The sequence below is a fragment of the Agrobacterium larrymoorei genome, from assembly GCF_037722385.1.
Classification (GTDB): domain Bacteria; phylum Pseudomonadota; class Alphaproteobacteria; order Rhizobiales; family Rhizobiaceae; genus Agrobacterium; species Agrobacterium larrymoorei_C.
The window spans coordinates 334380-360752 of the sequence record NZ_JBBKAQ010000001.1; the positions used below are offsets into that span (position 1 = coordinate 334380).

Sequence of the window (26373 nt, forward strand, 5' to 3'; positions counted from 1 at the left end):
CGTTCATCCTTGGATGTTGTTCCCTTATTTCGTGGTTATGACGGCTGCAAGCATACTATATATAGTATTAACAGTTTCTTGTCGCCAGACCCCGCCTCACGTTTTGGCAGCTCCCAGACATGGACACACCCTCACGTTCCTCACCCCTCATGGTTGGAACGCAAGACAACGCGTGAACAGATACAGGAAAGAACCGCAGATGACCCTGCCGATTCCGTTGCCGCCGCAACATGGGGGTACTTTTAGAAAACGAGCCGATTCCGTCAAGTGCTAGTTTGTAAGTGTTTATTTACCACAAGATGTGGTGTGGATAGGTTGTGGAAAACGGGGAAAGAAAAACCCTCTATAGATTTCAGGGACTTGCGGGGATTGAAGGCTCACTGCTTACCTTGCGTGAAGCTTGCCTGTCGTTACGGAGGGCAGGGAATCCAGCATTTTCGGGAAGATTTTCGATGTTGCCAAGCAGCAACATGAGGTGCGCTTTATACAGCCAATTGTTGCGCGAGCCACCTTTATGCACAGGCCCACAACTACATCTGGCGGTGTATCCGCCTCGTTGGTCGAAGCATTTGATTTCATGGACCGTCTCGACGGCAGGTGACCGACATGTAAGCCGGCTCGTCGATATCACCCGTTTGCGCTGATACGGGACCCCGCCGGTGGCGGCGTCTTCAGCGCCAGCGGATGCGCACCCATCAAGCGGATCTCTTATATGGTGAAGTCTGGCGACCATGCTTCAACGCTTCAGCCCACCACTCCAGTTGTCCCATCAGAGTTTGAAAGGCAGCGTCTGCATCTTGTCCGGCAGCGAGTTTGCCCTCCGCATCCACCAAATTCCACGGATTGGAGAAGCTGACCACATCGCGCATCGTTGCAGCATGGGTCTCGGCAAAGACGGTGCGTAGATGTTCCACGGCACGAAGACCACCGGAAATGCCGCCATAGGAGACAAAGCCGATAGGCTTTGCGTTCCATTCGGCGTAGGCGGAGTCGATTAGCGTCTTCAGTTCACCCGTGTAGCTTCGGTTATATTCCGGCGTCACGACGATGAAGGCGTCGGCACGATCAAGGCTCGCGCGCAATGCTTTTACCGAAGCGGCCGCCGGATCATGCCCGAGTGGCAGCTTGAGTTCACGCGGGTCGAGGATCTCCACCGCGATATGCGGCATAGACCAAAGTCTGGCGGCCACCCAACTTGCGACAATGTCGGCAAAGCGGTTGGTGCGGGCGCTGCCCAGGATGATGCGTAGCGAGAGCGCTTTTTCAGTCATGGATTACCCCTTTCGGTGTTGAGCTCCTTGTGGTAGTTCCTCAAGTAAGGTTGAGGTCAATACGCATGACGAAAAAACTTCAGCAGATTCCGCTGGTGCGCGATCTATCGGTCGGCGATGTTGCCGAGCGCGCCGGTGTAGCGGTCTCGACGCTGCACTTTTACGAGGCAGAAGGGCTGATCAAAGGCTGGCGCAACAGCTCCAATCACCGTCGCTATGGGCGCGATGTGCTGAGACGCATTGCCATCATCAAGGTGGCGCAGAGGGCGGGCATTCCGTTGAAGGAAATTCAGCAGGCCTTGAACACTCTGCCGGATGGTTGCACGCCAACGGGTAAGGACTGGCAGAGGCTCGCCACCCATTGGCAGGCCGAGTTGGATGACCGCATTGCACGCCTCACGCGGCTGCGCAATCAACTAACCGGTTGCATCGGCTGCGGCTGCCTCTCGACGGACGAATGCCCACTGCGCAACCCGGCCGATATATTGGGAGATAAAGGCACCGGTCCGGTGCTGCTCGAACCGGGGCCGTAGCTTCTTGAGCCATACACTTCAGGTCTGTCAGACGAGACACGATCTGGAAAAACAGGATCGGATCATGTCGCGCCAAACCTCAATCGCCTGGCGCGACATGATCAATGCGTGGTGATCAGCCGGGCGCGCCCTTGGCGATCGGCTCCTGGTAGGTGAAGCCCATGTCCCATGGGAAGTAGATCCAGGTGTCCTGGCTGACCTCGGTGACAAAGGTATCGATGGTTGGAACGCCGGTCGGCTTGGCATAAACGCAGGCAAAATGCGCCTTGGGCAGCATCTCGCGCACTTCCAGTGCCGTTTTGCCCGTATCGGTCAGATCGTCGACGACCAGAATGCCCTCGCCAGACTTTTCCAGCAGTTCGGGAGAGATGCCCTTTAGCAGAACGGTATCGCCCTGGTTCAGGTAATCGTGGCGCGTGGCGATGCATACCGTGTCGATCAGGCGGATGTTAAGCTCGCGGGAAATGATCGCTGCTGGAACGAGGCCGCCGCGGGTGATGCAGACGATGGCCTTGAACTCCTGGTTCAGGCCGGCAAGCCGCCATGCCAGTGCACGGGCATCGCGGTGAAACTGATCCCAGGAAACGGGAAAGGCTTTATCGGGAAGGGACATGGTGGGTTTGCCATCTCATTCAATTGCTGATGGCTTTGGCTAATAGCGGCAAGAAACGGCAAAAAGCAAGTCTGCGCGCTTGCGGCGATCATGATCTTGCTCAAGCTGCCTGTGGAGAGGCGCCGGAGAATTTCCAGCGTGCTTCCTATCAACGTCACAACAGACCGTAGCCGGTCTATGGACGATCAGCAGCCCTTGCCACCATTCGCCCAGCGCTTGATGTCTGCTGAGATGCGAGGAGCGTGACCGTCATTCATTACAGGACCGAAGGCCTGGAGATTTGCCGGATTGCCTTCGGCCTGTACCACGAGCATCGGGCGCGATTCCGGGCTGTTGCGTGGAACGAGCAGAATGCGAGGACGACCGGAGAAGGAGTTAAGTTCCGGTGCTAGGCGGTAGGCCTTGAACGCTGGATCGCCAGACTTGAACCAGCAGGCATTGGCGCCGAGTGCGATGCGCTCCATCACCGGAAGGGCAGCCTGCGACGCAGCCCGCGGTGGCTCAGGCTTCGGCTGGCATGCAGCAAGTGCGAGCGCTGCAAAGCCGAGAGCGGCGACGCCGAAGGAACGTGTGGGAGCGGTGCGGTTCATTCTTCAATCCAGCATGAGCGGCAAAAAGAAAGCCGGGCTGATCCGCCCGGCTCGATGCTTCCGATATCAGGCGGCGATGACGCCGAGCGCTGAGGCGAATATGCCACGGCCATCCTTGCCGCCATGGGCGGCTTCAATGAGGTTTTCCGGATGCGGCATCATGCCAAGAACATTGCCCTTGGCATTGATGACGCCGGCAATATCGTTGAGTGAGCCGTTCGGGTTGGTGTCCTCAGCGTAACGGAACACGACCTGGCCATTGTCTTCCATCGCCTTCAGTTCGTCGGCTTCGACGAAGTAGTTGCCGTCATGGTGAGCAACGGGCGAGCGAATGATCTGGCCCTTGTCGTAGGTGCGCGTGAATTCGGTATCGTTGTTGACGACTTCGAGCTTCACTTCGCGGCAGACGAATTTGAGCGAGGCATTGCGCATCAATGCGCCTGGCAGCATCCCGGCTTCAACCAGAATCTGAAAGCCGTTGCACACACCCAGAACCTTGACGCCTTGGTCAGCCTTTTCGCGGATCGCCTGCATGACCGGCATGCGAGCTGCGATCGCGCCGCAGCGAAGATAATCGCCATAGGAGAAGCCGCCGGGGATGACGATGAGATCGACATCCGGAATCTGCGTTTCCGTTTGCCAGATGGTGACGGGCGCCTGACCGGAAATCTTCGTCAAGGCCGCGATCATGTCACGGTCGCGATTGAGGCCAGGAAGCTGGACGACTGCGGATTTCATGGGCCTTGGCTCCGAAATTCAGAGCATTTCCAGCAAAACTATCTGCGGTCTTGCGTCAGGAAATGCGTCAAACAAAGAGTTAAGAGCAATCGAGGTGAACCCCGTCCACCCGAATTGCTCTAGAGGATGGCGATCGCGTAGTTTTCGATGACGGTGTTGGCGAGAAGCTTCTCGCACATCGCCTTCAGGTTTTCTTCGGCCTTGGCCTTGTCGGTCGTGTTCAGTTCAAGATCGAAGACCTTGCCCTGACGAACCTGGCCGACGCCATCAAAACCGAGGCTGCCCAGCGCGCCTTCGATTGCCTTACCCTGCGGATCGAGAACGCCGTTCTTCAGCGTAACAGTCACCCGTGCCTTGATCACCTGATGGTCTCCTGATTTCACTTGACGAGAACCGGGCCTGTGCCGCGGATCGGTTCGTTTTCATTGATGATGCCAAGACGGCGCGCGACTTCCGAATAGGCTTCCACAAGCCCACCCATATCGCGGCGAAAGCGGTCCTTGTCCATCTTTTCCTGCGTCTCGATATCCCACAGACGGCAGCTATCCGGCGAAATTTCATCCGCAAGGATAATGCGCATCATATCGCCTTCAAACAGGCGGCCGCATTCGATCTTGAAATCAACGAGCTGAATGCCGACGCCGAGGAAGAGGCCGGAGAGGAAGTCGTTGACCCGAATGGCAAGCGCCATGATGTCGTCGAGTTCAGCAGGGTTTGCCCAACCGAAAGCGGTGATGTGCTCCTCGGACACCATCGGGTCTTCCAGCGCATCCGACTTGTAATAGAACTCGATGATCGAGCGCGGCAGCACGACGCCTTCGTCGATACCAAGACGCTTTGAGAGCGATCCTGCGGCAACGTTGCGCACGACAACCTCGAGCGGGATCATCTCCACTTCCTTGATCAGCTGCTCGCGCATGTTCAGGCGACGGATGAAGTGGGTGGGAATACCGATCTTGTTCAAGTGCGTGAAGACGTATTCCGAGATGCGGTTGTTGAGAACGCCCTTGCCGTCGATGACTTCGTGCTTCTTCTTGTTGAAAGCGGTGGCGTCATCCTTGAAGAACTGGATGAGCGTTCCCGGCTCCGGACCTTCATAAAGGATCTTGGCCTTGCCTTCATAGATTCGGCGGCGACGGTTCATAGTGACATATCTCTTGTTGTAGCGCCGGTGCGGATGGCGTTCGTTTCGTTTCTTGAAGCGGTCCCATAACGGAAAAGAAGCAAATTCACAATGCGACCGCACGCGCTTGTTTGCAATTCTTCAACCCTGTTTTTGGCTCTTCCAAGGCATCATCTCAAAGTTACGCTTTTTCAACAGTTGTATTCTAGAACAGTGTTGTCCCGATCAAGAGGACGCAAATAACAACAGAGTAAAAACGGGGTATAATCATGGGTCTGAGACAGCGCGGTAAAGCGATCGAGAATCTGTATTTTCACGAAGAAGAATTGAGCTTTCGTCTTCACGGCATGCGCAGCAGGTTGATGGGCCTTTGGGCTGCCTCCCTGATGCACAAGGAAGACGCCAATTCCTATGCCAGCGAGATTGTTGCTACCTCCATCGGCCGCGAAGGCGATGAAGCCGTGTTCAACAAGCTGCACGACGACTTTGTCGCCGCCGGTGTCGGCGTGACCGACGATGCGATCCATGATCAGATGAGCAGCCTGCTGCGCTGTGCCGCCGACGAGTTGCGCAACGGAATCTCGCAATTTGACAGCAAGCGCGCTGCCTGAACTTCATTTTGAATTCCAAACAACCGACAGAGCTTTTCGTGGTGTCTGGAGATGATCCAGCCTTTGCACGGCGCGAGCTTCAGGGTGTTTGAGCACAAGGTGCCGAGAGGCCGGAGCCGCGCGGGATATACTTGCGCGGCATTTCTGTTTACTTGCTAATCACCGAAACCGCTTCACGCTGCGATTATATTGCTAGTTTTTTTGTTCAGCGGACATAAAGCCTGGTGGCGGCTTAAGCTTGCTCAGGAACTGAGCAAAGACCATCGTTCCCTCCGGCCACGGGCCGTGACCCGATTCCGTGTTGATGTGCCCTGACATGCCGGCGTCGATCAGAAGCGACCCCCAGGCCGCAGCAATGTCGTCGGCATGCTCGTACGTCCCGAAGGGATCGTTGCGGCTGGCGATGGTGATCGCCGGGAAGGGGAGCGGATCACGAGGGTAGGGGCCAAAGGTCATCAGATGCTTTGGCCGGATGTCTGGGTTGGCGACATCTGGCGGTGCTACGAGCATTGCACCAGCTACCTTGGGAGCAATCTCCGGCAAGGCGTGCATTACCGTCGGCACGCCGAGCGAATGCGCGACGAGAACCACAGGCTTCGTCGAGGCATTGACTTCCTCCACAAGGCGGGCAACCCAATCTTCGCGCACAGGCTTGGACCACTCCGCCTGCTCGACACGGCGTGCTGTGGAGAGTTTCTCCTGCCAGCGGCTTTGCCAATGGTCGGGGCCGGAATTGGTGTAGCCGGGGACGATGAGGATATCTGCTTCTGATGCTTTCATGCCGCTTATCTTGGTGTGTTGGATGGCGTTATCAAGATGCAAAGCACAGGAAATGCCGATGGATACAATCGTATGAGGTGCCTGCGCTCACCTCGGTTTCGACCGAAGTGAGCGATGATCTTCAAGAGAGGCGAAGCGTCAGTTCTGTCTTCGGCTTAAGGATCAAGCCTCGCCGAAGACTCGGCTGAAGATCGTGTCGACGTGCTTTGTATGGTAGCCAAGGTCGAACTTTTCGCGGATCGTTTCTTCCGGAAGGGCGGCGCGCACTTCTTCGTCGGCCAGCAGTTCTTCAAGGAAGTCCTTGCCCTCTTCCCAAACCTTCATGGCATTGCGCTGCACGAGGCGATAGGAATCCTCGCGCGAAACGCCAGCCTGCGTCAGAGCCAGAAGGACGCGCTGCGAATGGACGAGACCACGGAACTTGTTCATGTTCTTCAACATGTTTTCGGGATAGATCACCAGCTTCTCGATCACGCCTGCCAGACGGTTGAGCGCAAAATCGAGCGTGATGGTGGCGTCTGGGCCGATGGCGCGCTCGACGGACGAGTGGCTGATATCGCGCTCATGCCAGAGAGCCACGTTTTCCAATGCCGGGACGACTGACATGCGCACGAGGCGGGCAAGACCCGTGAGGTTCTCGGTCAGAACGGGGTTGCGCTTGTGCGGCATGGCCGACGAACCCTTCTGGCCCGGCGAGAAGAATTCTTCCGCTTCCAGAACTTCCGTGCGCTGCATATGGCGAATTTCGATGGCGACGTTTTCGATCGAGGAGGCGATGACGCCGAGCGTGGCGAAGAACATGGCGTGACGATCACGCGGAATGACCTGCGTGGAGACAGGTTCTGGCGTGAGGCCCAGGGCCTTGCAGACTTTCTCCTCGACGGACGGATCGATATTGGCGAAGGTCCCGACAGCGCCGGAAATGGCGCCCGTGGCGATTTCGGCACGCGCATTGACGAGACGGACGCGGTTGCGGTCCATCTCAGCAAAGAAGCGCGCAAATGTCAGACCCATTGTCGTCGGCTCGGCATGAATGCCGTGGCTGCGACCGATGCGCACCGTGTTCTTGTGCTCGAATGCGCGGGTCTTGAGCGCCGCCAAAACGCGGTCCATATCGGCGATCAGCAGGTCGGCGGCGCGGACCAACTGGATGTTCAGCGTCGTGTCGAGCACGTCTGAGGAGGTCATGCCCTGGTGGATGAAGCGCGAGTCGGGCCCGACGAATTCGGCAAGATGGGTGAGGAAGGCAATGACGTCATGCTTGGTGACGGCTTCGATCTCGTCGATGCGGGCGACGTCAAATTCGGCAGCCCCACCCTTTTCCCAGATGGTCTTCGCCGCTTCCTTCGGGATTACGCCGATGTCGGCCAACGCGTCGCAGGCATGCGCCTCGATTTCGAACCAGATGCGGAACTTGGCTTCCGGCGACCAGATAGCGACCATTTCCGGCCGGGAATAACGAGGGATCATGGCTAAGCCTTCTTGAACTGAGAAATCTGGTGCCCGTTTAGCAAAGTGTTCCGGCAATCTCAACGCATTCGGCGCGTCAGGGTGAATCCCGGGATCTCAGCATTCTTCTGGCAGGCAATACCTTGCGATCAGGCGCGACCGCTTTCTGCGGCGGCTCTGAGAGCAGATACGGTTTTGGTGTAGTCGTCTACACCATCACCCTTGAACACCGCGGAGCCGGCAACGAGCACATTGGCACCTGCTGCAATGGCGCTGCCTGCCGTCTCGGTGGTGATGCCGCCATCCACTTCCAGCTCGATCGGGCGATTGCCGATGAGCGACTTTGCCGCGCGGATCTTGTCGAGCATGGCTGGGATGAACTTCTGGCCGCCGAAGCCCGGATTGACGCTCATGATGAGGATGAGGTCCACATCATCCAGAACGTTTTCGAGAACCGAGAGCGGCGTTGCGGGATTGAGAGTAACGCCCACCTTCTTGCCGAGTGCGCGGATGGTCTGCAGCGAGCGGTGCAGATGCGCTCCGGCTTCGGCATGGACGGTGATGCTGTCGCATCCAGCCTTGGCGAAGGCCTCAAGATATGGATCGGCTGGCGCGATCATCAAATGGCAATCGAAGAAGGCCTTGCTGTGGGGGCGGAGCGCCTTGATCACATCGGGCCCGAAAGAAATGTTCGGCACGAAGTGTCCGTCCATAACGTCCAGATGAATCCAGTCGGCGCCCGCCGCCGTCACATCGGCAACTTCTTGTCCGAGCTTTGCAAAGTTGGAGGCAAGAATGGAAGGGGCGATCCGGACGGGAAGGGTCATCTGCAAATGCTCCAGTTGGCAAGGCGTTGCTGGCCCTTAGCACCACACGCATGGGTCAACAAGCGTCGATCCAAACCTCGCAATGGCCAAATCGATTAGATGGAAATGGATCTCCCGATACGAGGTTGCCGGAGCGCCTTAATTCAACGCCTTGTCGACGGAGACGAAATTCGTTCCAGTCCAGCGTTGAAGCCTGTAAGGATTGTCCTGCAACTCGTGGCGATCGTTGAAGATGATAGGGCCGATGGCAGTATTGAACGTTGCGCCGACGATCACATCAGGCGTTGGCTTCGATTGCTCCGATGCCTTCTCCAACGCTTGGGCGGAGAGTTGAGTGGCAGCGTAGGCCGGAAGCACATAGCCTTCGGGTTCGACACCGGCAGTACGCAACTGTTGCACCGGTTCTGCCGCTGTGGGAAGTATCGCGGAGTCCGGCAGAGCAACGGCAAGCGTGCCCGATTGCAGCGGGACAGGCGCGTTTGCGGCTCTCAGCGCATCGCTGCCCAAGAGCACAAGCGGAATTTTTTCTGCGGAAGCGTCGCGTCCGATGATTGCAAGGTCATTGCGCTCAGCGGCGGCGAAAACATGGGTGACGCCGGTTCGACTAAGACGACGTACCAGGGCAATCTGCTGTTCCTGAGAGGGGCGAAGCGTGTCCGTAAAGGTTGGCTTCAACCCCGCTTCTTCCAACCGCGCACGCACGCGGTCAACGAGTTCGCGACTATAGATCGTTCCGTCATCGAGAAGCGCGAAGGGCAACCCCTTCCAGTCGCGCAGCATGATGTCTGCCACGGCAGAAGCTTCGTCGTTCTCCGAAGGGGCCATACGGAAGAGGGGCCAGCCGCGCTTCAATGCATCTTCCATCAGGATGGGCGATCGGCTTGACAATGTGATGGCCGGGATCGCCGCATTTTTGAGAGTGGGTAGCGCGTCTGCCAGGGTTTCCGTGCACAGGAAGCCGACGACAACGGACACTTTCGAGGCGACAAGGCCATCGGCGATCGCACCACCGCTGCCGTCCTCACAGCTCTCGTGGATCTCCATCACATCGAGGCCAACCTTGGCGGCTGCCGCTTTTACACCCTGCCGAACTTGCAACCCCAGCATCTCATATGCGCCATTTTGCGGAGCAACGACCGCGATGGTTGCGGCACTTGCAGCGCCGGCCAGGCTGAGACTGAAGGCAAGACTGAGCAGGTTAAGTGAATTCATGGACGGCATTATCCTGTGCGATTGTCCGATGTTATCGAGGCTGAGCAGGATGCAAAAGGTTCAACGCCAAGAAAAGTGCGCTTTATGGTGAAGAATGATCGTTCGTTGCAGGATGGCCGGCGTGCCGACGCTGGCGCAGCCGTCGTCCTAACGTGATGCGAGATGGCGAAACGCATCCTTCGCAAAAAGGGAGAGCGGAGAGGGCAGGTCGTCGACATCAAACCAGCCCATATCGGACAGCTTGTCCGGCTCCGTCAATTGTGCCGTTCCCGCCACATCGTCCGTCACATAGATCAGTGACAGCCAATGTTGTCTGTCGGCTGGTATGATCTGCTCACTGATACAGAGGAAGCGAACGTCTCCGATGGTGAGCCCGCTTTCTTCCTCGGCTTCGCGACGGGCCGCCTCTAGGGCATGCTCCATATGATCAACCTTGCCGCCCACGATACTCCAGTGTCCGGCTTCAGGCGACTTGACGCGCTTATAGAGCAGCACTTTGCCGTCTCGTCTGATGACGAGACCGCATCCAACACCTGGAAAATCGATGCCTGGCTGTGCCATCAGCCCTTGGCGCTTGCGACGATCAGCATGAACGCTGGAATGTCGTCGCCGAAGCCGACCGGTGTCGGGCCATCATCATGATCGCGGTAATGGCGGCGACGATCACGGTTGTCGTCATTCGCGTGGGAAGCACCATGGTTCCGGTCGAAATTCCGAGGAGCCTTCTCGTGCCTGCGCTCTGCCTTCACCTTGTCGCCTCCATTTGCCGCAACCTGAATGTTGTCAGCCGGTTTTTCATTCGGGGTTTCCGCTTCGACCTGTTGAGGCGCTTCACGGCGGTTACGATCTCGGCCACGGCCGCGATCCTTATCTTTGTCCTTGCCGCGGCGTGGACGATCGGTGGCGAAACTTTCCATGGGTGCCGGAAGTTCCGAAAGATCTCCGCTCTGCCACTCGATCTTTTCGCCGATCAGCTTCTCGATCGCGTCGAGATACTTGGTGTCACGACGGTTGACGAGTGTGAACGCAGCACCGGAGCGACCGGCGCGGCCGGTACGGCCGATGCGGTGAACGTAATCTTCCGCATGGATCGGAACGTCGAAGTTGAAGACGTGGCTGACATCGGGGATGTCGAGACCGCGCGCGGCAACGTCGGAAGCGACCAGTAGCGTGATCTGATTGTCCTTGAAGCCCGCAAGCATTTTCGTGCGCGAGTTCTGGTCCATGTCACCATGCAGGGCGCCGACGGAGAAGCCGTGCCGTTCAAGCGAACGGTAGAGATCGGCCACATCCTTCTTGCGGTTACAGAAGATGATCGCGTTTTTCAGATCAGTCTGTGCCTTGATCAGGTCGCGAAGCACGGCGCGCTTCTCGTAGTCCTTGTCGTGTGTCGCAACGATACGCTGCGTCACAGTCTTCGCCGTCGAAGAGGGCTTGGCGACCTCAATGCGGACCGGGTTTTGCAGGAAGCGATCGGCAAGCTTCTGAATTTCCGGCGGCATGGTTGCCGAGAAGAATAGCGTCTGACGCGTGAAGGGGATCATTTTCGCGACACGCTCGATATCGGGGATGAAGCCCATGTCGAGCATGCGGTCGGCCTCGTCGATGACGAGGATTTCCACGCCTGTCATCAACAGCTTGCCGCGTTCGCAGTGATCGAGCAGACGGCCGGGGGTGCAGATCAAGACATCCGCGCCACGCTCCAGCTTGCGATCCTGCTCTTCGAACGAAACGCCGCCAATCAGAAGTGCGACGTTCAGCTTGTGATTCTTGCCGTACTTCTCGAAGTTCTCGGCAACCTGAGCGGCGAGTTCACGCGTCGGCTCCAGGATGAGCGTCCGCGGCATTCTCGCGCGAGCACGGCCCTTTTCGAGCAACGTGAGCATCGGCAGCACGAAGGACGCCGTTTTGCCGGTTCCCGTCTGTGCAATGCCGCAAATGTCGCGTCTTTCCAGCGCCGGAGGAATGGCGCCCGCCTGAATTGGTGTAGGCGTGTTGTAGCCAGCATCGGCAATAGCGGAAAGGACTTTTTGGCTCAGGCCAAGATCAGAGAATGTTGTCAAAGGAAAAACTGTTTCCGTTCTGGTTCGAAGAACAAGCGACTGTCGTAGCGTTAGTGCCGCAGATCGTGGTCCGCGACATAGGCTTAAATCGCCGAAAAGTCAAGGAAACAGGGATTCGTCCCAAAATGGCACATGAAAACCACCGGTTTGAAGAAAATCAGGCTGGGATTCAAATATGTGAGCGGTCTTTTACTGAAGATAGGTCTTCAATTCTGTGCCCGCGACGAGGAACCGCATGGGGTCGACGGGCTCATCATTCAGCCGGACTTCATAATGAACGTGAGGCCCGGTGGATCGTCCGGTGCTGCCCGCCTTGCCGACGATATCGGAAAGCTCGATTTTCTCGCCGGTACGAACCAGGATTTGCGACAGGTGGCCGTAGCGCGTCGTGACGCCTTTGCCGTGATCGACTTCCACCATGTTGCCGTAACCACCTGAATAGCCTGCAAAAGAGACAGTCCCTGCACCGGTGGCACGCACATTGGCGCCTGTTTCGGCGCGGAAATCTATCCCGGTATGTAACGCAGGCCGGCCGAGAAAGGGGTCCATGCGATTGCCGAAGCGGCTGGTGATGTCGCGACCGGGTGCCGGATTGCCGAGCGGCATGCGTTCTACCGTGCCACGAACGGTTTCCAGACGGTCCAAGGCGTTGTCGAGATCTGCCAGCGATGCCTGAAACGGGTTTGTGGACGCTTCGACAAAGGGACCGCCCACGGCATCGTCAGCTTTATCATCGATCTTCAGGCCGGTACTGCGGATGATATCGGCCATGGCATCGGCCCGGCTCTTCGCGCCGATGGTGAGCGAAGCGATTCGCCCCAACTGGTCCGATTCGATGCGGTTGAGCGAGACGAGCATCCGCGTCAGCGCGCGCCCGGATACCGCATCCTTGTTGTCGCTGTAGGTCAGGCTGCCTTTAAGCGTCGATGCTTTGTCCGGACCACGAAGTGCGCGGTCGATGGCGGAAGCGCCACCGGAGAGGCTTGCCTTCTTTTGCGGAGCGAATGCGTTTGCCGACGGTGCGACGTTATCTTCTTCCGGTGCCGATACGGTGCCGTCCTCGTTCAGGAGATCGTTGGCCCGTCCGTGACGGGAGGACAGGGCATTCTGCTGCGCAAGAAGTGTCTCGACTTTCTTTTCAACGGCTTGCTGGTCCAGAAGTTGACGCGAGGTGATCTGATCTACCTGCGAGCGCAACGCCGCGATACGGTCTTCATAATCTTTTTGCATGCGTGATTGCCGCGCAATCATCGCCCCCAGCATATCGTCGCGAAAAACGAGATAAGCCGTCGAGCCGATAAAGCCGAGGCTCATGACGAGGACGATCAGCAGTGTGGGGATGACGAGCAAAGGTCTGATGGTGACATGGCGAACCTTCTCGCCGCTTGCCAGAATGAGGACGTGCTGCTTGCGCTTCTTGCCAAAGGCCAGGTTTGTCCTCGCTTCCGTCATCTCAGCTCCAGCGGTTCGTCGTCCACTGAAAAAGATAATTTGTTAAGGTTAACGAAGCTTTTACAAACGTAATCAGCTTTGGCTGACGGCGGTGAGCGAACGGTAGAAGGACGGCGTCAAACCCGCTTCCGCCCGCGCAAGATCGTTGAAAGGCGGCTTCAGTGGACCACGGAAGTTGACCCTGACCAATCGCTTGAAGGTTTCTGCTGGGTCCTTTCTTTCCCGTGCGCACAGGAACCGAAACCATTTGGCACCGATGGCGACGTGACCTTTCTCGTCATTATAGATGACATCGAGAACGGCAGCGCTTTCGAGATCGCCTGTTTCGCGCATCTTGGCTTGGAGGGAAGGTGTAACGTCGAGACCGCGTGCTTCGAGAATAAGCGGCACGACTGCAAGTCTTGCGGTCAGGTCGTTGCGCGTCTGGTGCGCTGCCTGCCAGAGACCGTCATGCGCTGGCAGATCGCCGTAATCGGCCCCCATCGCCCGTAGCCGATCTCGGACCAGTCGGAAGTGCTTGGCCTCTTCGAATGCGACCTGCATCCACCCGTCGAAAAAGGAATGGGGGACTGGCTCGCTGGCATAACGGGCAACGATATCGAGTGCGAGGTCCACCGCGTTAAGTTCGATATGGGCAATGGCATGCAGGAGAGCGATCCGACCCTTCACGCTGTGAAGAGACCGCCGCTTGACGGCGGTCGGCGGAACGAGTTCCGGCCTCTCCGGTCGCCCGGGACGATCAGGCAATTTTGGGTCAAGCGGCGAGCGTAGGGAGATACGCCGCTCGAACCATCGAACTGCCGCTTCTTGCGCCAATGCCGTCTTTCGGTCGAGATCGGCTGAGGCAATGGCCTCGGTGGCGCCGCCTCTCAGAGATGTCAGCGTGAGTGTCATGGTCGTCGGACCAGGTGTCCCTAATCAAAGAGCCTTCGCCTCGTCAAGAACCGCCTGCGCGTGACCTGGGACCTTCACCTTGCTCCAGATCTTTGCGATCTTGCCGTCTGGGGCAATCAGGAAGGTGGTGCGTTCAACGCCCATGTACTTCTTGCCGTACATGCTCTTTTCCTTCCAGACGCCATAAGCTTCCAGTGCGCTTTTGTCTTCGTCGGCGGCGAGCATGACAGTGAGGGAATGCTTGGCAGCGAACTTGTCGTGGCTCTTCACCGAATCCGGCGAGATGCCGATGACGACCGCATTGGCCGCTTCGAACTCCGCGCCCAGTGCGCTGAAGTCGATGGCCTCTGTCGTGCAGCCGGACGTGTCATCCTTCGGGTAAAAGTAGAGAACGACCGCTTTGCCCTTCAACTCCGAAAGAGAAATATCGCCACCGCCGTTTCTAGGAAGACGGAAATCCGGCGCTTCGTCGCCAATCGTCAGTTCTGCCATGGTTCACCTTTCTTTTGCCCGGATTGTTGAGCATGGGGGCGGGTAATCGATATAGTGCGAATAATAGCTTCGTCCAGTCTTGTGGCGAGTCAAGCGGGATGGCAGGGTGAAGCCGCCAAACTGAAAAGGCCCTAGCTTGGGGTTCAGGATATTTCCGGGAGCGGGCAGGGGACGGATGGCGGAAATTCGCGGTGAGAAGGTCAGTTTCAGCAAGCGAGACATCGTGCCGCTGCATGCTTTGCCGTCTGCGCAAGCCGAAGATCCGATCATCGTTCACTGCCCGCCGCCGCGCTCCATGCTGCGTGCCTTTACCAAGGTCTTCGTCGCTCTCTTCATCCTCGCCTTCCTCTCCATCGGTGGCATCATTCTCTCTGTCGAGACAGGGTCGGTGGACACCGCTCTTTCAAGCCAGGCGCAGCAGGCGCTGGAACGTGCACTTGGGCCCCGCTACCAAGCGCGCATTGGCTCCACCGCCATTCGGTTTTCCTCCGGGCTACGGCTCGCGCTGGTCGCTCAAGATGTCGATATCACCGATAGCGAATCGGGGCAGCATCTCAGCCGGGCGCGGTCCATTGGCATGGCGCTCGATCCTCTCGCTTTGCTCACTGGTCGTGTGTCGATCGCGACGCTGGAAGCCAACGGCATGGAACTCGACACGGCGCTGCTGCCGAAGGGGCAGGCCTTCGATATCGCACAGCTTCGTATCGATGCCATACCCGCGCTTCTAGAAAACGCTTTCGGCGATCTCGATCGACTGTCGCAGGGCTTTCAGCGCAGCGGCACGGAAGAAATCGATCTCTCCGATATCGCCATCCGTCTTCCTCCACGTGAAGACGGTAAGCCCCGCACGATCAATCTCAGCGAGTTGTCTCTCGTTCCCGATGGCGAGGGCGGCTATACGCTGGATGGTGATGTGGGGTTCAACGGACAGGTCGCGGAACTGGCGCTTGCAGCCACCGCCGTAGACGGCCGCATCAACAATTTTTCGGCCCGGCTCGACGGATTCGATATCGGTCCGCTGCTGGAGCAATATGATAATGAAGGCCTGATGCATCAGGGTCTCAACGTCAAGACCGGCATCAATGTTTCCGCAGCGCGCGGTGCTGCCGACCAGAAGCCTGCCCTCGATCTGTCTTTCGCGCTTGGAAACGGCGAGCTTTATATCGGCGGGGAAGCACAGCCAGTGACAGGAGGCGTGCTCAACGCGCATTATGATTTCGATGGCAAGGCCGTTCTGGTCGACAATTCGAACCTGCAATTTGGCCGCACCACACTGCCAGTCCAGGCCAAAATTTTTGACAATGACACCGGGTTCGATCTCTCGGTACACATGCCCAATGCGGCTGCCGTTGCCGATGCAGGCGGCGAGGAACCTGTGGCCTTCGATCTCAAGGCGGATGGTACCTTCGATCGTGCAACGCGTGAGATCAATGTGCCGGCGCTCTATGTTTCAAGCCAGCTCGGCAACATGGCAGGCTCGCTCAAGGTCCGGTTCGGGCAGGGGTCTCCAGAGATCAGCTTTGGCGGGCAAATTCCCAAGATGGAGGCGACTGCTGTCAAGCAGCTCTGGCCGTTCTGGATGGCGCACAAAGCGCGGCCCTGGGTGATCGCCAATCTCTTTGGTGGCACTGTGCGAAACGGCTCCATTGCCGTCTTCATCCCGGCTGGCCGCATGTGCGGGCCGAACTGCCCGCTGGAATTGTCCGCAAGCGAATTGCAGATCAAATTCGACGTCGACAACACGCGTTTGAACGTTGCTGGCGACATCCCGCCGCTTCGCGATGCCTATGCGCATTTCGAACTGGTGGGCGAGAAGATCGATGTAACCGTGTCGAAAGCCACGTCTTTTTTCCCATCCAACCGTAGTCTCGAACTGGAAAATAGCCACTTCTCGATTGCCGATGTCTACGACAAGCCGCTGATGGCCGACCTCGATTTGAATGTCAAAGGATCGGCCGACAGCATTGCCGAGCTTGCCACCTTCCAGCCGATCAACGCGTTAAAGGACACGGAATTTCAGCCTGGCGATTTTTCCGGCAATGTGACGGCTCACGCCAAGCTGCGTGTCGGCCTGTTGAAGAGTCAGTCTCCGCCCGATCCCGTATGGACGGCAGATCTGGCGCTCAACGACGTTTCGTTGGCGCGACCGATCTCCAACCGCAAGGTTTCTTCTGTCAATGGCAGCCTGAAACTCAACAACGAGACGCTGCATCTTCTCGGCAAGGGGCGGATCGATGATGTCGCGATGAACATCGATTTCACTCAGCCCATTCGCAAGACCAGCACGACAGGGCGAAAGCTTGTGTTGAATGCGGTGCTGGAGCCCGGTCAAATCGCCAAATTGGCCCCGGAGCTTTCCAGCGTTCTGGGTGGAACGACGCTGCTTGAAATCGACAGCATGGATCCAGAGCGACAGGACGTGAAACTTGATCTTTCCAACGCTTCCATGACGTTACCCGGCATAGGCTGGACCAAAGGTGTAGGCGTGAAGGCGAACGCGTCCTTCAGCATGGAAACAGTCAATGGCCGCACCAACATTCATGACCTGGCGCTGAAAGGTGATGGTTTCGGTGCCGCCGGCGATCTCGCCTTTGATAAAAGCGGCTTGATCTCGGCCAATTTCTCCCGTTTTCAGTTGTTCCCGCAAGACGACTATGCGGTCTTCGTATCGGCGGCTAAACGGAGCTACACCGTCAACATCAGCGGTAAATCTGCTGATCTCAGACCCATCATCGCCAAACTTCGCAATTCCGAAAGCGCTGCCTCAAGCGCCTCGTCCGGTGCGGCGCCGAGTGGTGATCTCGGTTCGCTCAACATCAAGGCGGATCTCGACAAAGTCTATGGCTTCAACGATGAGGCCCTTTCCAATGTGACCGCGAGTATCGGTGTCAGGGATGGCAAGGTGCGCACCGTCGATTTCAAGGGAGTATCCGGTCGCGGGCAGGCTGTGGTGGCGCAGACGACCAACCAGGGCGACGGCGGCACCATCAATCTGACCAGCAGCGATGCCGGTTCTTTCGCGCGGTTTACCAATCTCTACACGCGTATACGAGGGGGGCTACTGAACCTCGTCATGACCACCTCCAACGGCACATCCTGGAGCGGTTCGCTAGACCTGCGCAACTTCGCTGTTCTCAATGAGGCCAAGCTGCAGGATATTGTCGCCACCCCATCGGGGCAGGACGGTCGCAGCCTGAATGCGGCTGTTCGGCGCAACATCGATGTCAGCTCGGAAAAATTTCAGCGCGGCTTTGCTCGCGTCGTCGTTGTCAACGGCGTTGTGGCATTGGAGAACGGCGTGGTGCGTGGCGAGCAAATCGGGGCCACCTTCCAGGGCGTTTTGAAGGACCAGAACGGCAATATCGATATGACCGGCACCTTCATGCCTGCCTACGGCCTCAACCGTCTCTTCGGCGAGTTGCCGTTCATCGGCATCTTTTTGGGTAATGGTCGTGACCGTGGTCTTCTCGGCATCACCTTCAAACTGACGGGTCCGACGGCCACGCCGCGGCTGCAGATCAACCCTCTGTCATTGATCGCTCCCGGAGTTTTCCGCCAGATATTCGAATTCCAGTGAGGAAGCGGTAACGCATAAGCCCGATGCCGCTTCGGTTGCTGTTGACTCTCAACCTGCCATCCTTATTTAAAAACCAAAAATAGAACTCCAGATTTCAGGCCAGGAAATGCTCGATAAAACCTACGATTCCGCATCCGTAGAACCCAAAATTGCCAAGGCCTGGGATGAGGCCGATGCATTTCGTGCCGGCGCGAATGCCAAGCCGAACGCCGACACGTTCACGATCGTCATTCCGCCGCCGAATGTGACTGGCTCGCTGCATATGGGCCATGCGCTGAATAACACGCTCCAAGACATTCTCGTCCGCTTCGAGCGCATGCGGGGCAAGGATGTTCTTTGGCAGCCGGGCATGGACCATGCGGGCATTGCAACGCAGATGGTTGTCGAGCGCAAGCTGATGGAAAATCAGCTGCCCGGCCGTCGCGCCATGGGTCGCGAAGCCTTCATCGATAAGGTCTGGGAGTGGAAGGGCGAATCGGGTGGTTTGATTTTCAACCAGTTGAAGCGCCTTGGTGCCTCCTGTGACTGGTCGCGCGAACGTTTCACGATGGATGAGGGTCTATCGAAGGCCGTTCTTGAAGTCTTCGTCACGCTTTACAAGCAGGACCTGATCTATCGTGGCAAGCGTCTGGTGAATTGGGATCCGCACTTTGAGACGGCCATTTCCGACATCGAGGTCGAGAACCGCGAAGCCGACGGCCATATGTGGCACTTCAAATACCCACTCGCTGGCGGCGAGACTTACACCTATGTCGAGAAGGACGCCGACGGCAATATCGTCTTCCAGGAAGAGCGCGATTATATCGCGATCGCGACCACTCGCCCGGAAACCATGCTCGGCGACGGTGCTGTTGCCGTTCATCCGTCGGACGAACGCTATGCGCCAATCGTTGGTAAGCTCTGCGAAATTCCTGTTGGTCCGAAGGAAAGCCGCCGCCTGATCCCCATCATCACCGACGAATATCCGGATCCGACATTTGGCTCCGGTGCCGTCAAGATCACCGGCGCGCATGATTTCAACGATTATCAGGTCGCCCGTCGCAACAACATTCCACTCTATCGCCTGATGGATACGCAGGCACAGATGCGCGATGATGGCGAACCCTATGCCCGCTGCGCAGAACTTGCAGGCGAAATCACCCGCTCTGGCAAATTGCCGTCCGAAGCCGATGTCGATGCCATCAACCTCGTTCCGGACGAGTATCGTGGTCTCGACCGTTACGAGGCACGCAAGCGCGTGGTCGCGGCGATCAACGCCGATGGTCTTGCCGTCACCGTCAAGGATGCTGAAGGCAACGACGTTCCTTACGTTGAAAACAAGAAGATCATGCAGCCATTCGGCGACCGTTCCAACGTCGTCATCGAGCCGATGCTGACCGACCAGTGGTTCGTCGATGCCAAGACGCTCGCCGAGCCGGCTATGGCGTCCGTTCGCGAAGGACGCACGAACTTCGTTCCAAAGAACTGGGACAAGACCTACTTCGAATGGATGGAAAATATCCAGCCCTGGTGCATTTCGCGTCAGCTCTGGTGGGGGCACCAGATCCCGGCCTGGTACGGCCCGGATGGCCAGGTCTTCGTCGAAAAGACCGAGGAAGAGGCGCTCGACGCCGCAGTTCAGCATTATCTTGCCCACGAAGGCCCTTGGAAGGCCTGGGTGCAGGAGAAGCTTGAGAACTTCAAGCCGGGTGAGATCCTCACGCGCGACGAAGACGTTCTCGACACATGGTTCTCCTCAGCTCTTTGGCCCTTCTCCACCCTCGGCTGGCCGGACAAGACGCCCGAGCTTGCGCGCTATTATCCGACCAACGTTCTCGTTACCGGCTTCGACATCATCTTCTTCTGGGTTGCCCGAATGATGATGATGGGTCTTCATTTCATGAAGGACGATGCCGGTCACGCAGTCGAGCCGTTCAATACGGTCTATGTCCACGCGCTGGTTCGCGACAAGAACGGCCAGAAGATGTCGAAGTCCAAGGGCAACGTCATCGATCCGCTGGAGCTGATCGACCAATACGGCGCGGACGCGCTGCGCTTTACGCTTGCCATCATGGCGGCGCAGGGCCGCGACGTTAAGCTCGATCCCGCGCGTATTGCCGGCTATCGCAACTTCGGCACCAAGCTTTGGAACGCCACGCGCTTTGCCGAAATGAATGGCGTGAAGCGCGATCCGCATTTCTTGCCGGAAGCGGCGACGCAGACGATCAACCGCTGGATCCTGACCGAACTTGCCAATACGGCAAAGGACGTCACGAGCGCAATCGAGAACTATCGCTTCAACGATGCGTCCAGCACGATTTATCGGTTCGTCTGGAACCAGTTCTGCGATTGGTATCTCGAGCTCCTGAAGCCGGTGTTCAGCGGAGAGGACGAATCAGCCAAGGCCGAAGCGCAGGCCTGCGCTGCTTACGTTCTGGAAGAAATCTACAAGCTGCTGCATCCCTTTATGCCGTTCATGACCGAAGAGTTGTGGGCACACACGGCTGGTGAAGGCGCAAACCGCGAGCAACTGCTTTGCCACGCCGACTGGCCGGCGCCCGGGTTCACGGATGAGGCGGCAGCTGCTGAGATCAACTGGTTGATCGATCTGGTGTCCGGCATTCGTTCCACCCGTTCGGAAATGAACGTACCGCCAGGTGCCATGGCGCCGCTGGTCGTTGTTGCCGCAAATCCGACAACCGAGATGCGCCTCGATCGCCACTCCGCGGCAATCCGTCGTTTGGCCCGTGCGGATGAGATTCTGGCGGCCGATACAGCGCCAAAGGGTTCTGCACAGATCGTAGTGGGCGAAGCGACCGTGTGCATCCCGCTTGGTAATCTGATCGATGTTTCCGCTGAAAGAACACGTCTGGAAAAGGCGATCGGTAAGGCTGAGGTGGAACTGGAGCGGATCGACAAGAAGCTTTCGAACGAGAAGTTTGTCGCCAATGCAGACCCGGAAGTGGTCGCAGCAGACCGTGACCGTAAGGCTGAACTTGAGCTTCAAATCAAGAGCCTGAAGATCGCGCTACAGCGGGTCAACGAGGCCGGTTGATACAATCAGCACTAAACAAGAAAGGCGCCTTCGCATAGGAGGCGCTTTTTTCATTTCACCTTCGTTGGGAAACTTATCCGATTCGATCAAGAACCGAAACGCGGCGACACACTCCGCCAAGTTCCTCAGAACATGACAGAAATCCGACTTTTTTGAGTGAAAACTTTGAATGTTGTCTCATAGACACACTTGGCGCCTATTGTGCGAATTTGTCCTACGTTTCTAAAAATAAAATCTTATTTATAGAAATTTATTCTATTTAATCGCTGATGCCGCGTTGAACATGATTTTTCACGTAAAATCTTGATCTTTATTACCCATCCCGTCATCGATCAGGGTGCATTGTCATTTTCTTCAAACGGCTTCAGTTTCCAATCATCACATTGCCTTGATTGGGGAGAGAGATGGCAACTACTTGGATCAAAAGAGGGACTCTAGGTCTTGTCGGCGCCTGCATGGCTGTTGGTGGTGCACAGGCTGGTGGCTTCACGCGTGGTGATGCTGACACCGAAATTCTGTATGAAGACGGCACAGTGGCAGCACGTGGCGGCGTGATTTATGTCATTCCAAAACGGAGCTTCGAGACCATCAACGGCGCGAACGCGACCGATGATGAATACTCCAAGAATTATGCGGTACCATCGTTCTCGGCAAAGGCTCGGATTTCTGAAAATCTTTCCTGTGCCTTTACCTACACCCAGCCCTTCGGCGCTAAGTCTGATTATGGCCCGCAAGCACGAGCAACCTCGGCGAATGCCGTTCGGAACTCGAAATTTGATACGAATGAATATGGTGGCACTTGCGCTGTCAATTTCGATGTAGGTCCCGGCCAGCTTTACTTCCTGGGAGGCGGCTTCGTTGAGTCTTTCGACTACACAGAAGAGAAGAATTTCGGTACGCTTCATCTTGAGGATTCCGCAGCGGGCGGGTATCGTATCGGCACCGCGTACGAGATTAAAGAATATGCACTGCGTGCGGAGCTTATGTATCGTTCGCAAGTTGATCATGAAGCGTCGGGAACATTTCGCCGTAATCCAGCTGGCCCGTTTGCGGCGCTGCCTGCGGAGCTTGCTTCGACAGGATATGGCTCGCTGCCTCAGTCCGTTGAACTTAATCTACAGAGTGGCATAGCTCCTGGTTGGCTTGTTTTCGGCTCAGTCAAATGGACTGACTGGAGCGTGCTGCAAACACTTAACTATCAGATTCCCGGCCTTGCAGTGGTTAACCCCGCAATCGTGAATCAGCGGAAAAATTTCTTCTGGCAAGATGGCTGGACGATCACGGGCGGCGTTGGTCACAGTTTCAACGACAACGTTTCCGGGGCAGTGACATTAACCTGGGATAAAGGCGTCGGCTCGGGAGCAGATATTTTCACTGATACTTGGACGCTTGGCGCAGGCGCACAGATCAAGGGCGGTCCGGGCGTGCTCCGTGTTGGTGCTGGTCTTTCCTACCTTACCTCTGGAAGCCAATCTACTTCAAAGGGTGCGGATTTCAATGCGACGGCTGGCGGTGACTGGGCGTATGCAGTGAGCGCATCCTACAAAATTGCTTTCTGATAAGTCGTCTATCGAGTACCTGTTTTGTGAAGACCCGGCCCCTACGGCCGGGTTTTTTGTTGCGGATCAGCCATATTGTGACGATTTGGCAACAAATTTATGCAACCTTCACGTGGCGTAAGAATGTGGTCGTATTTGTCCATTTCCCGCCACAAAGCATGTGCTTGAATGCTTTCGACGGCGCGGGAATGGAAGAATATGCAGACATCGAAAGTGGTGCTGCGGAAGTGGTGGAAGTGAAAACAGGTGCGGATTCAGGCTTTAAGCAAGTAAAGACGGAGTCTTTCCGTCAGGGCTTGTTTGGTGGGATCCCGACGGCGATCAGACGTCGTGATATTGCCGGAAACGGTACTTATACCTGTGATCATGAGATTGCTGATTTATTACCGCCTAGGACCACCGGCAGCACATTGAAAGCTGTTGCCGGAACGACGCAGTGTGTTGAGAGATCGCAGCCCGCGACGGACGCAAGGTTCGCCTTCGCCGTATGTGGGACGAGTGAGAGAAGTTCGTTGAAATGCTGAGATGTGACATCAACGTTTTGAAACCGCTATGCCTGGGGCTGATGCTTGCATCGCTGTCAGTGCCGGTTCTGGCTTTCGATATCAATTCCGGCGTCACCAAGGAATCCGGTCCCTTCGATCTCTTCAAGTTCGGCTTCAAATCCTACAAGAATGGCAAGAAGGAAGATGCGGTCGAAGCGTACCGCTACGCGGCCGAAAAAGGCCATACCGGCTCTCGCTGGGCGCTTGCCAACATGTACGCCTTCGGTGACGGTGTCGCCAAAAACGATTTCGAAGCTTTCAAGATTTACAGCGAGATTGCCAGCCAGGGCGTGGAGCCCGGCTCGGAAGATACCGGCTTCTTCGTCAACGCATTGCTCTCTCTTGCCGACTATTATCGTCACGGTATTCCGGGCAGTCCGGTGAAGATGGACCTCGGTCAGGCCCGCCAGCTCTACTTCCAGGTCGCGTCTACCTTTGGCGTCGCGGAAGCGCAGTTTCAACTCGCGCAGATGATCCTCGCAGGCGAGGGTGGTCGCGCCGACGCGCAGCAAGCCAAGAAGTGGCTGAACCAGGCGCGCAAGCACGGTCATGCTGGCGCGATGTCGATCTTTGGCAACCTGCTATTTCAGGAAGGTCAGACCGTCCGCGGCCTAGCCTTCATGACTGCGGCACTCGACAAATGTGCTGCAGCCAACTGTGTGTGGATCCAAAACCTTCAGGAGCAGGCGTTCTCGGTTGCAGCCGAGGATGATCGCCGCGTCGCGATCCAGCTCGCACGGAACATTTCTTCAGGCGACGCCGATTAAAAACCCTTTCACGAGATCGCCTGAGCAGCGCTCTGAGCAAGATCTTGCGTGTTCACAATAACGTTATATTAAACATCAAAAGCGACCATAAGTTGCTTTCGTGTCTTCGTACCCTCTTGCTGGCCGAATGAATCGCGCCTGCGTCGCTCCACAAAGCATGTCCCTTTTCATTGTGCATTTTTTTCAATGGGATGCTGCTATGGCGTTTGACGTTTCCCGCATTCGTACCAAACTCGCCCTCATGTCCGGAGCCGGCGTTGTTCTTGTTTTGACTGCCTCGGTGACAGGCTGGTTTCTCTCTCAAGCCGTGGACGCCGCTGTCTCCAGGGGGCGCGTCCAGGCTGACATTGCCCGCAACATGGTGGACATGAAGGCTTCGCTGCGAGGCATGGAAATCGGCGTTGGCGAGATTCGGCTTGCGTCTACCCCTGCGGAACTGAAAGACGCGCAGACCTACACGGTAAAGCGCCATGAATCGGCTGCCAAATATCTTCAGCTTGGAGCAGTCGCCATGACGGATCCGAGCAACCGAGAGCGCGCTCAGAAAATCGCAGATGTGCTGGTAAAGTACAACGCTGACGTCACGAAGCTAGCGACCGATCGCGCGGCAAACGCCGATATCGCTCAGCAGCTTGCTCCATTGAAAAATTCGAGCGCTGAACTGGCGTCGCTGGCTGATGAAATCGTCAATGACGCGAAGGCGAAATCAGAGGCAGCAAATGAAGAACGCCGGCAGCTTCAGGCACTCGCGTCCACGATTACGATCATTCTCTCGGCTCTGATGGTTCTGCTGATGATCGTTTCCGCCTTCTTCGGCCGCAGGGCTATTGCGACGCCGATTACGAGAACCACGGATTGCATGAAGACACTGGCCGACGGCGATTTGTCCGTTGTTATCCCCTACACCAATAATAAGGACGAGGTGGGTGATATGGCGAGAGCCGTTCTAGTGTTCAAAGAGAACGCAGTGCGGGTTCGTGATCTGGCCGCGCAAGAGGCGGCACTCCAGGAACAGAATGCGGATCTACAGAGCAATATCGCGCAAGTCGTCTCCTCTGCGGTCGCGGGCGATTTTTCTGCCCGCATCGGCAAGCACTATGAAAACCCAGACCTCAATCGTTTTGCGATGAGCGTCAACGAACTTGTCACCTCGGTGGATCGTGGTGTTGCTGAAACCAACAGAGTGGTTGCCGCGCTTGCAGAGGGTGATCTGACAGAATCGATGCAGGGCGATTTCCGCGGTGTGTTCCTCGAACTACAGCGCAACGTCAACGCGACGATGGATAGCCTGCGCTCCGTGATGATGGAAGTTCGCTCCGCAATTGACATGATCAAGAGCGGAGCGGGCGAGTTGCGAATCGCCTCTGATGATCTGTCAAAGCGCACCGAACAACAGGCGGCTTCTCTCGAAGAAACCGCCGCTGCGTTGGAAGAAATCACCTCTGCAGTAAAGAACTCTACGGCCCGCTCTGCCGAGGCGTCCGATATGGTGGCGCAAGCGCGGCAGAGCACGGATCAGTCTAGCAATGTAGTCAGAAACGCTGTGTTGGCGATGGGCCGCATCGAACAAGCATCCAACGAGATCGGCAATATCATCAACGTCATCGACGAGATTGCCTTCCAGACGAACCTCTTGGCCTTGAATGCTGGAGTGGAAGCAGCGCGTGCCGGCGAGGCTGGTAAGGGTTTTGCTGTGGTGGCGCAGGAAGTGCGGGAGCTCGCACAACGCTCGGCAACAGCGGCAAAGGACATCAAGACCTTGATCGTAAGATCCCGCAACGAGGTGACTGCAGGTGTGTCGCTTGTAACCGAGACCGGCGGGGCGCTGGAAGCGATCCGGGAACATGTGGGTAAAATCGATGAACATGTTCACTCGATCGCGACTGCCTCGAAAGAGCAGTCCACTGGCCTAAGTGAAGTGAATGGTGCCGTCAACCAGATGGACCAAACGACGCAGCAGAACGCCGCGATGGTGGAGCAGTCGACAGCCGCGACCAGCAAGCTTGCCGACGAAGCAGTCAATCTCAGCAACCTCGTCGCTCGTTTCAAAACGGGAAGCAGCCAAAGCGCTCCGGCCAAGGCAGCGAATTCGCAGCCACATGCACCAGTCAGGAGACCGTCCGTCTCGCACTATCGCGGTAATGCAGCGATTGCGATGAGAAGCGATTGGGAAGAGTTCTGATCAACAGACGTGATGAAGTGAGCGGATGAGCGTGAGGCCGGACGAGAGATGATCTTGTCCG

23 protein-coding genes are annotated in these 26373 nt (G+C 56.9%); 8 read left to right on the top strand and 15 right to left on the bottom strand.

Features of this window, described 5'->3' with window-relative positions:
- Nucleotides 1-695 precede the first annotated feature (695 nt).
- Entirely contained in the window at nucleotides 696-1271 is a 576-nt protein-coding gene (locus WKI41_RS01490) for an NADPH-dependent FMN reductase (RefSeq protein ID WP_340191766.1), read from the bottom strand.
- A gap of 65 nt (nucleotides 1272-1336) precedes the next feature.
- Here WKI41_RS01490 and soxR point away from each other — a divergent pair, with 65 nt between their 5' ends.
- Nucleotides 1337-1804 carry a redox-sensitive transcriptional activator SoxR gene (soxR, locus tag WKI41_RS01495; RefSeq protein ID WP_340191767.1) on the top strand — a complete coding sequence of 156 codons (468 nt, stop codon included), beginning with the start codon at nucleotides 1337-1339 and terminating at the stop codon, nucleotides 1802-1804.
- Nucleotides 1805-1919: 115 nt separating this feature from the next.
- Here soxR and gpt read toward each other — a convergent pair whose 3' ends face one another.
- From gpt to purC, 5 genes are all read right to left on the bottom strand, one after another.
- Nucleotides 1920-2417 carry a xanthine phosphoribosyltransferase gene (gene gpt, locus WKI41_RS01500; protein WP_296021871.1) on the bottom strand — a complete coding sequence of 166 codons (498 nt, stop codon included), beginning with the start codon at nucleotides 2415-2417 and terminating at the stop codon, nucleotides 1920-1922.
- Nucleotides 2418-2602: 185 nt separating this feature from the next.
- Nucleotides 2603-3007: a hypothetical protein gene (locus WKI41_RS01505; RefSeq protein WP_340191768.1), complete on the bottom strand. Its 405-nt coding sequence runs from the start codon at nucleotides 3005-3007 to the stop codon at nucleotides 2603-2605.
- Between the two features lie 66 nt (nucleotides 3008-3073).
- Nucleotides 3074-3745, bottom strand: coding sequence for a phosphoribosylformylglycinamidine synthase subunit PurQ (gene purQ, locus WKI41_RS01510; RefSeq protein ID WP_340191769.1), 672 nt, complete (start codon nucleotides 3743-3745; stop codon nucleotides 3074-3076).
- Between the two features lie 119 nt (nucleotides 3746-3864).
- Entirely contained in the window at nucleotides 3865-4107 is a 243-nt protein-coding gene (purS, locus tag WKI41_RS01515) for a phosphoribosylformylglycinamidine synthase subunit PurS (RefSeq protein ID WP_062441600.1), read from the bottom strand.
- 17 nt (nucleotides 4108-4124) lie between these two features.
- On the bottom strand, nucleotides 4125-4889 hold the full coding sequence (gene purC / locus WKI41_RS01520; protein ID WP_027673419.1) for a phosphoribosylaminoimidazolesuccinocarboxamide synthase: 765 nt from the start codon (nucleotides 4887-4889) through the stop codon (nucleotides 4125-4127).
- A gap of 248 nt (nucleotides 4890-5137) precedes the next feature.
- Between purC and WKI41_RS01525 the strand changes: the two genes are divergently transcribed.
- A complete protein-coding gene (locus WKI41_RS01525) occupies nucleotides 5138-5479 on the top strand; it encodes a DUF1476 domain-containing protein (protein WP_340191770.1) in 342 nt (113 codons plus the stop codon).
- Between the two features lie 192 nt (nucleotides 5480-5671).
- Here WKI41_RS01525 and WKI41_RS01530 read toward each other — a convergent pair whose 3' ends face one another.
- The 9 genes from WKI41_RS01530 to bcp form a co-directional block, all read right to left on the bottom strand.
- The gene (locus WKI41_RS01530) at nucleotides 5672-6259 is read right to left on the bottom strand and encodes an RBBP9/YdeN family alpha/beta hydrolase (protein WP_340191771.1); all 588 of its coding nucleotides are present in this window, start codon (nucleotides 6257-6259) and stop codon (nucleotides 5672-5674) included.
- A gap of 162 nt (nucleotides 6260-6421) precedes the next feature.
- Nucleotides 6422-7729, bottom strand: a complete 1308-nt coding sequence (gene purB / locus WKI41_RS01535; protein ID WP_340191772.1) for an adenylosuccinate lyase — start codon at nucleotides 7727-7729, stop codon at nucleotides 6422-6424.
- A 128-nt stretch (nucleotides 7730-7857) separates the two neighbouring features.
- Complete coding sequence (gene rpe / locus WKI41_RS01540) at nucleotides 7858-8535, bottom strand: ribulose-phosphate 3-epimerase (protein ID WP_340191773.1); 678 nt, start codon at nucleotides 8533-8535, stop codon at nucleotides 7858-7860.
- A gap of 138 nt (nucleotides 8536-8673) precedes the next feature.
- Nucleotides 8674-9747 (bottom strand): branched-chain amino acid ABC transporter substrate-binding protein, encoded by a 1074-nt coding sequence (locus tag WKI41_RS01545; RefSeq protein WP_340191774.1) that lies wholly within the window; start codon nucleotides 9745-9747, stop codon nucleotides 8674-8676.
- A 147-nt stretch (nucleotides 9748-9894) separates the two neighbouring features.
- The gene (locus WKI41_RS01550; protein ID WP_340191775.1) at nucleotides 9895-10308 is read right to left on the bottom strand and encodes an NUDIX domain-containing protein; all 414 of its coding nucleotides are present in this window, start codon (nucleotides 10306-10308) and stop codon (nucleotides 9895-9897) included.
- The gene (locus tag WKI41_RS01555; protein WP_340191776.1) at nucleotides 10308-11810 is read right to left on the bottom strand and encodes a DEAD/DEAH box helicase; all 1503 of its coding nucleotides are present in this window, start codon (nucleotides 11808-11810) and stop codon (nucleotides 10308-10310) included. Before WKI41_RS01555 ends, WKI41_RS01550 begins: the two co-directional genes overlap by 1 nt.
- A 189-nt stretch (nucleotides 11811-11999) precedes the next feature.
- Nucleotides 12000-13262 (bottom strand): peptidoglycan DD-metalloendopeptidase family protein, encoded by a 1263-nt coding sequence (locus tag WKI41_RS01560; protein ID WP_340191777.1) that lies wholly within the window; start codon nucleotides 13260-13262, stop codon nucleotides 12000-12002.
- Between the two features lie 72 nt (nucleotides 13263-13334).
- Entirely contained in the window at nucleotides 13335-14156 is an 822-nt protein-coding gene (locus tag WKI41_RS01565; RefSeq protein ID WP_340191778.1) for a ferritin-like domain-containing protein, read from the bottom strand.
- Nucleotides 14157-14180: 24 nt separating this feature from the next.
- Nucleotides 14181-14648 carry a thioredoxin-dependent thiol peroxidase gene (bcp, locus tag WKI41_RS01570; RefSeq protein ID WP_340191779.1) on the bottom strand — a complete coding sequence of 156 codons (468 nt, stop codon included), beginning with the start codon at nucleotides 14646-14648 and terminating at the stop codon, nucleotides 14181-14183.
- Between the two features lie 175 nt (nucleotides 14649-14823).
- Here bcp and WKI41_RS01575 point away from each other — a divergent pair, with 175 nt between their 5' ends.
- The 6 genes from WKI41_RS01575 to WKI41_RS01600 all read left to right on the top strand — a co-directional run bounded on the left by WKI41_RS01575 (nucleotide 14824) and on the right by WKI41_RS01600 (nucleotide 26312).
- Entirely contained in the window at nucleotides 14824-18225 is a 3402-nt protein-coding gene (locus tag WKI41_RS01575; RefSeq protein WP_340191780.1) for a DUF3971 domain-containing protein, read from the top strand.
- Between the two features lie 106 nt (nucleotides 18226-18331).
- Nucleotides 18332-21259: a valine--tRNA ligase gene (locus WKI41_RS01580; RefSeq protein WP_340191781.1), complete on the top strand. Its 2928-nt coding sequence runs from the start codon at nucleotides 18332-18334 to the stop codon at nucleotides 21257-21259.
- A 404-nt stretch (nucleotides 21260-21663) separates the two neighbouring features.
- Entirely contained in the window at nucleotides 21664-22818 is a 1155-nt protein-coding gene (locus tag WKI41_RS01585) for an OmpP1/FadL family transporter (RefSeq protein WP_340191782.1), read from the top strand.
- A 59-nt stretch (nucleotides 22819-22877) separates the two neighbouring features.
- Nucleotides 22878-23342, top strand: coding sequence for a hypothetical protein (locus WKI41_RS01590; RefSeq protein ID WP_340191783.1), 465 nt, complete (start codon nucleotides 22878-22880; stop codon nucleotides 23340-23342).
- Nucleotides 23336-24130 carry an exopolysaccharide production regulator ExoR gene (gene exoR, locus WKI41_RS01595; RefSeq protein ID WP_340191784.1) on the top strand — a complete coding sequence of 265 codons (795 nt, stop codon included), beginning with the start codon at nucleotides 23336-23338 and terminating at the stop codon, nucleotides 24128-24130. The genes WKI41_RS01590 and exoR overlap by 7 nt, the downstream gene beginning before the upstream one ends.
- A gap of 199 nt (nucleotides 24131-24329) precedes the next feature.
- Nucleotides 24330-26312: a methyl-accepting chemotaxis protein gene (locus WKI41_RS01600; RefSeq protein WP_340191785.1), complete on the top strand. Its 1983-nt coding sequence runs from the start codon at nucleotides 24330-24332 to the stop codon at nucleotides 26310-26312.
- Nucleotides 26313-26373: the final 61 nt, after the last annotated feature.

Excerpts from the sequence above, each read along its gene's own strand:
- WKI41_RS01490 (WP_340191766.1), bottom strand. The coding sequence starts at position 1,271 with ATGACTGAAAAAGCGCTCTCGCTACGCATCATCCTGGGCAGCGCCCGC.
- soxR (WP_340191767.1), top strand. The coding sequence starts at position 1,337 with ATGACGAAAAAACTTCAGCAGATTCCGCTGGTGCGCGATCTATCGGTC.
- gpt (WP_296021871.1), bottom strand. The coding sequence starts at position 2,417 with ATGTCCCTTCCCGATAAAGCCTTTCCCGTTTCCTGGGATCAGTTTCAC.
- WKI41_RS01505 (WP_340191768.1), bottom strand. The coding sequence starts at position 3,007 with ATGAACCGCACCGCTCCCACACGTTCCTTCGGCGTCGCCGCTCTCGGC.
- purQ (WP_340191769.1), bottom strand. The coding sequence starts at position 3,745 with ATGAAATCCGCAGTCGTCCAGCTTCCTGGCCTCAATCGCGACCGTGAC.
- purC (WP_027673419.1), bottom strand. The coding sequence starts at position 4,889 with ATGAACCGTCGCCGCCGAATCTATGAAGGCAAGGCCAAGATCCTTTAT.
- WKI41_RS01525 (WP_340191770.1), top strand. The coding sequence starts at position 5,138 with ATGGGTCTGAGACAGCGCGGTAAAGCGATCGAGAATCTGTATTTTCAC.
- WKI41_RS01530 (WP_340191771.1), bottom strand. The coding sequence starts at position 6,259 with ATGAAAGCATCAGAAGCAGATATCCTCATCGTCCCCGGCTACACCAAT.
- purB (WP_340191772.1), bottom strand. The coding sequence starts at position 7,729 with ATGATCCCTCGTTATTCCCGGCCGGAAATGGTCGCTATCTGGTCGCCG.
- rpe (WP_340191773.1), bottom strand. The coding sequence starts at position 8,535 with ATGACCCTTCCCGTCCGGATCGCCCCTTCCATTCTTGCCTCCAACTTT.
- WKI41_RS01545 (WP_340191774.1), bottom strand. The coding sequence starts at position 9,747 with ATGAATTCACTTAACCTGCTCAGTCTTGCCTTCAGTCTCAGCCTGGCC.
- WKI41_RS01550 (WP_340191775.1), bottom strand. The coding sequence starts at position 10,308 with ATGGCACAGCCAGGCATCGATTTTCCAGGTGTTGGATGCGGTCTCGTC.
- WKI41_RS01560 (WP_340191777.1), bottom strand. The coding sequence starts at position 13,262 with ATGACGGAAGCGAGGACAAACCTGGCCTTTGGCAAGAAGCGCAAGCAG.
- WKI41_RS01565 (WP_340191778.1), bottom strand. The coding sequence starts at position 14,156 with ATGACACTCACGCTGACATCTCTGAGAGGCGGCGCCACCGAGGCCATT.
- bcp (WP_340191779.1), bottom strand. The coding sequence starts at position 14,648 with ATGGCAGAACTGACGATTGGCGACGAAGCGCCGGATTTCCGTCTTCCT.
- WKI41_RS01575 (WP_340191780.1), top strand. The coding sequence starts at position 14,824 with ATGGCGGAAATTCGCGGTGAGAAGGTCAGTTTCAGCAAGCGAGACATC.
- WKI41_RS01580 (WP_340191781.1), top strand. The coding sequence starts at position 18,332 with ATGCTCGATAAAACCTACGATTCCGCATCCGTAGAACCCAAAATTGCC.
- WKI41_RS01585 (WP_340191782.1), top strand. The coding sequence starts at position 21,664 with ATGGCAACTACTTGGATCAAAAGAGGGACTCTAGGTCTTGTCGGCGCC.
- exoR (WP_340191784.1), top strand. The coding sequence starts at position 23,336 with ATGCTGAGATGTGACATCAACGTTTTGAAACCGCTATGCCTGGGGCTG.
- WKI41_RS01600 (WP_340191785.1), top strand. The coding sequence starts at position 24,330 with ATGGCGTTTGACGTTTCCCGCATTCGTACCAAACTCGCCCTCATGTCC.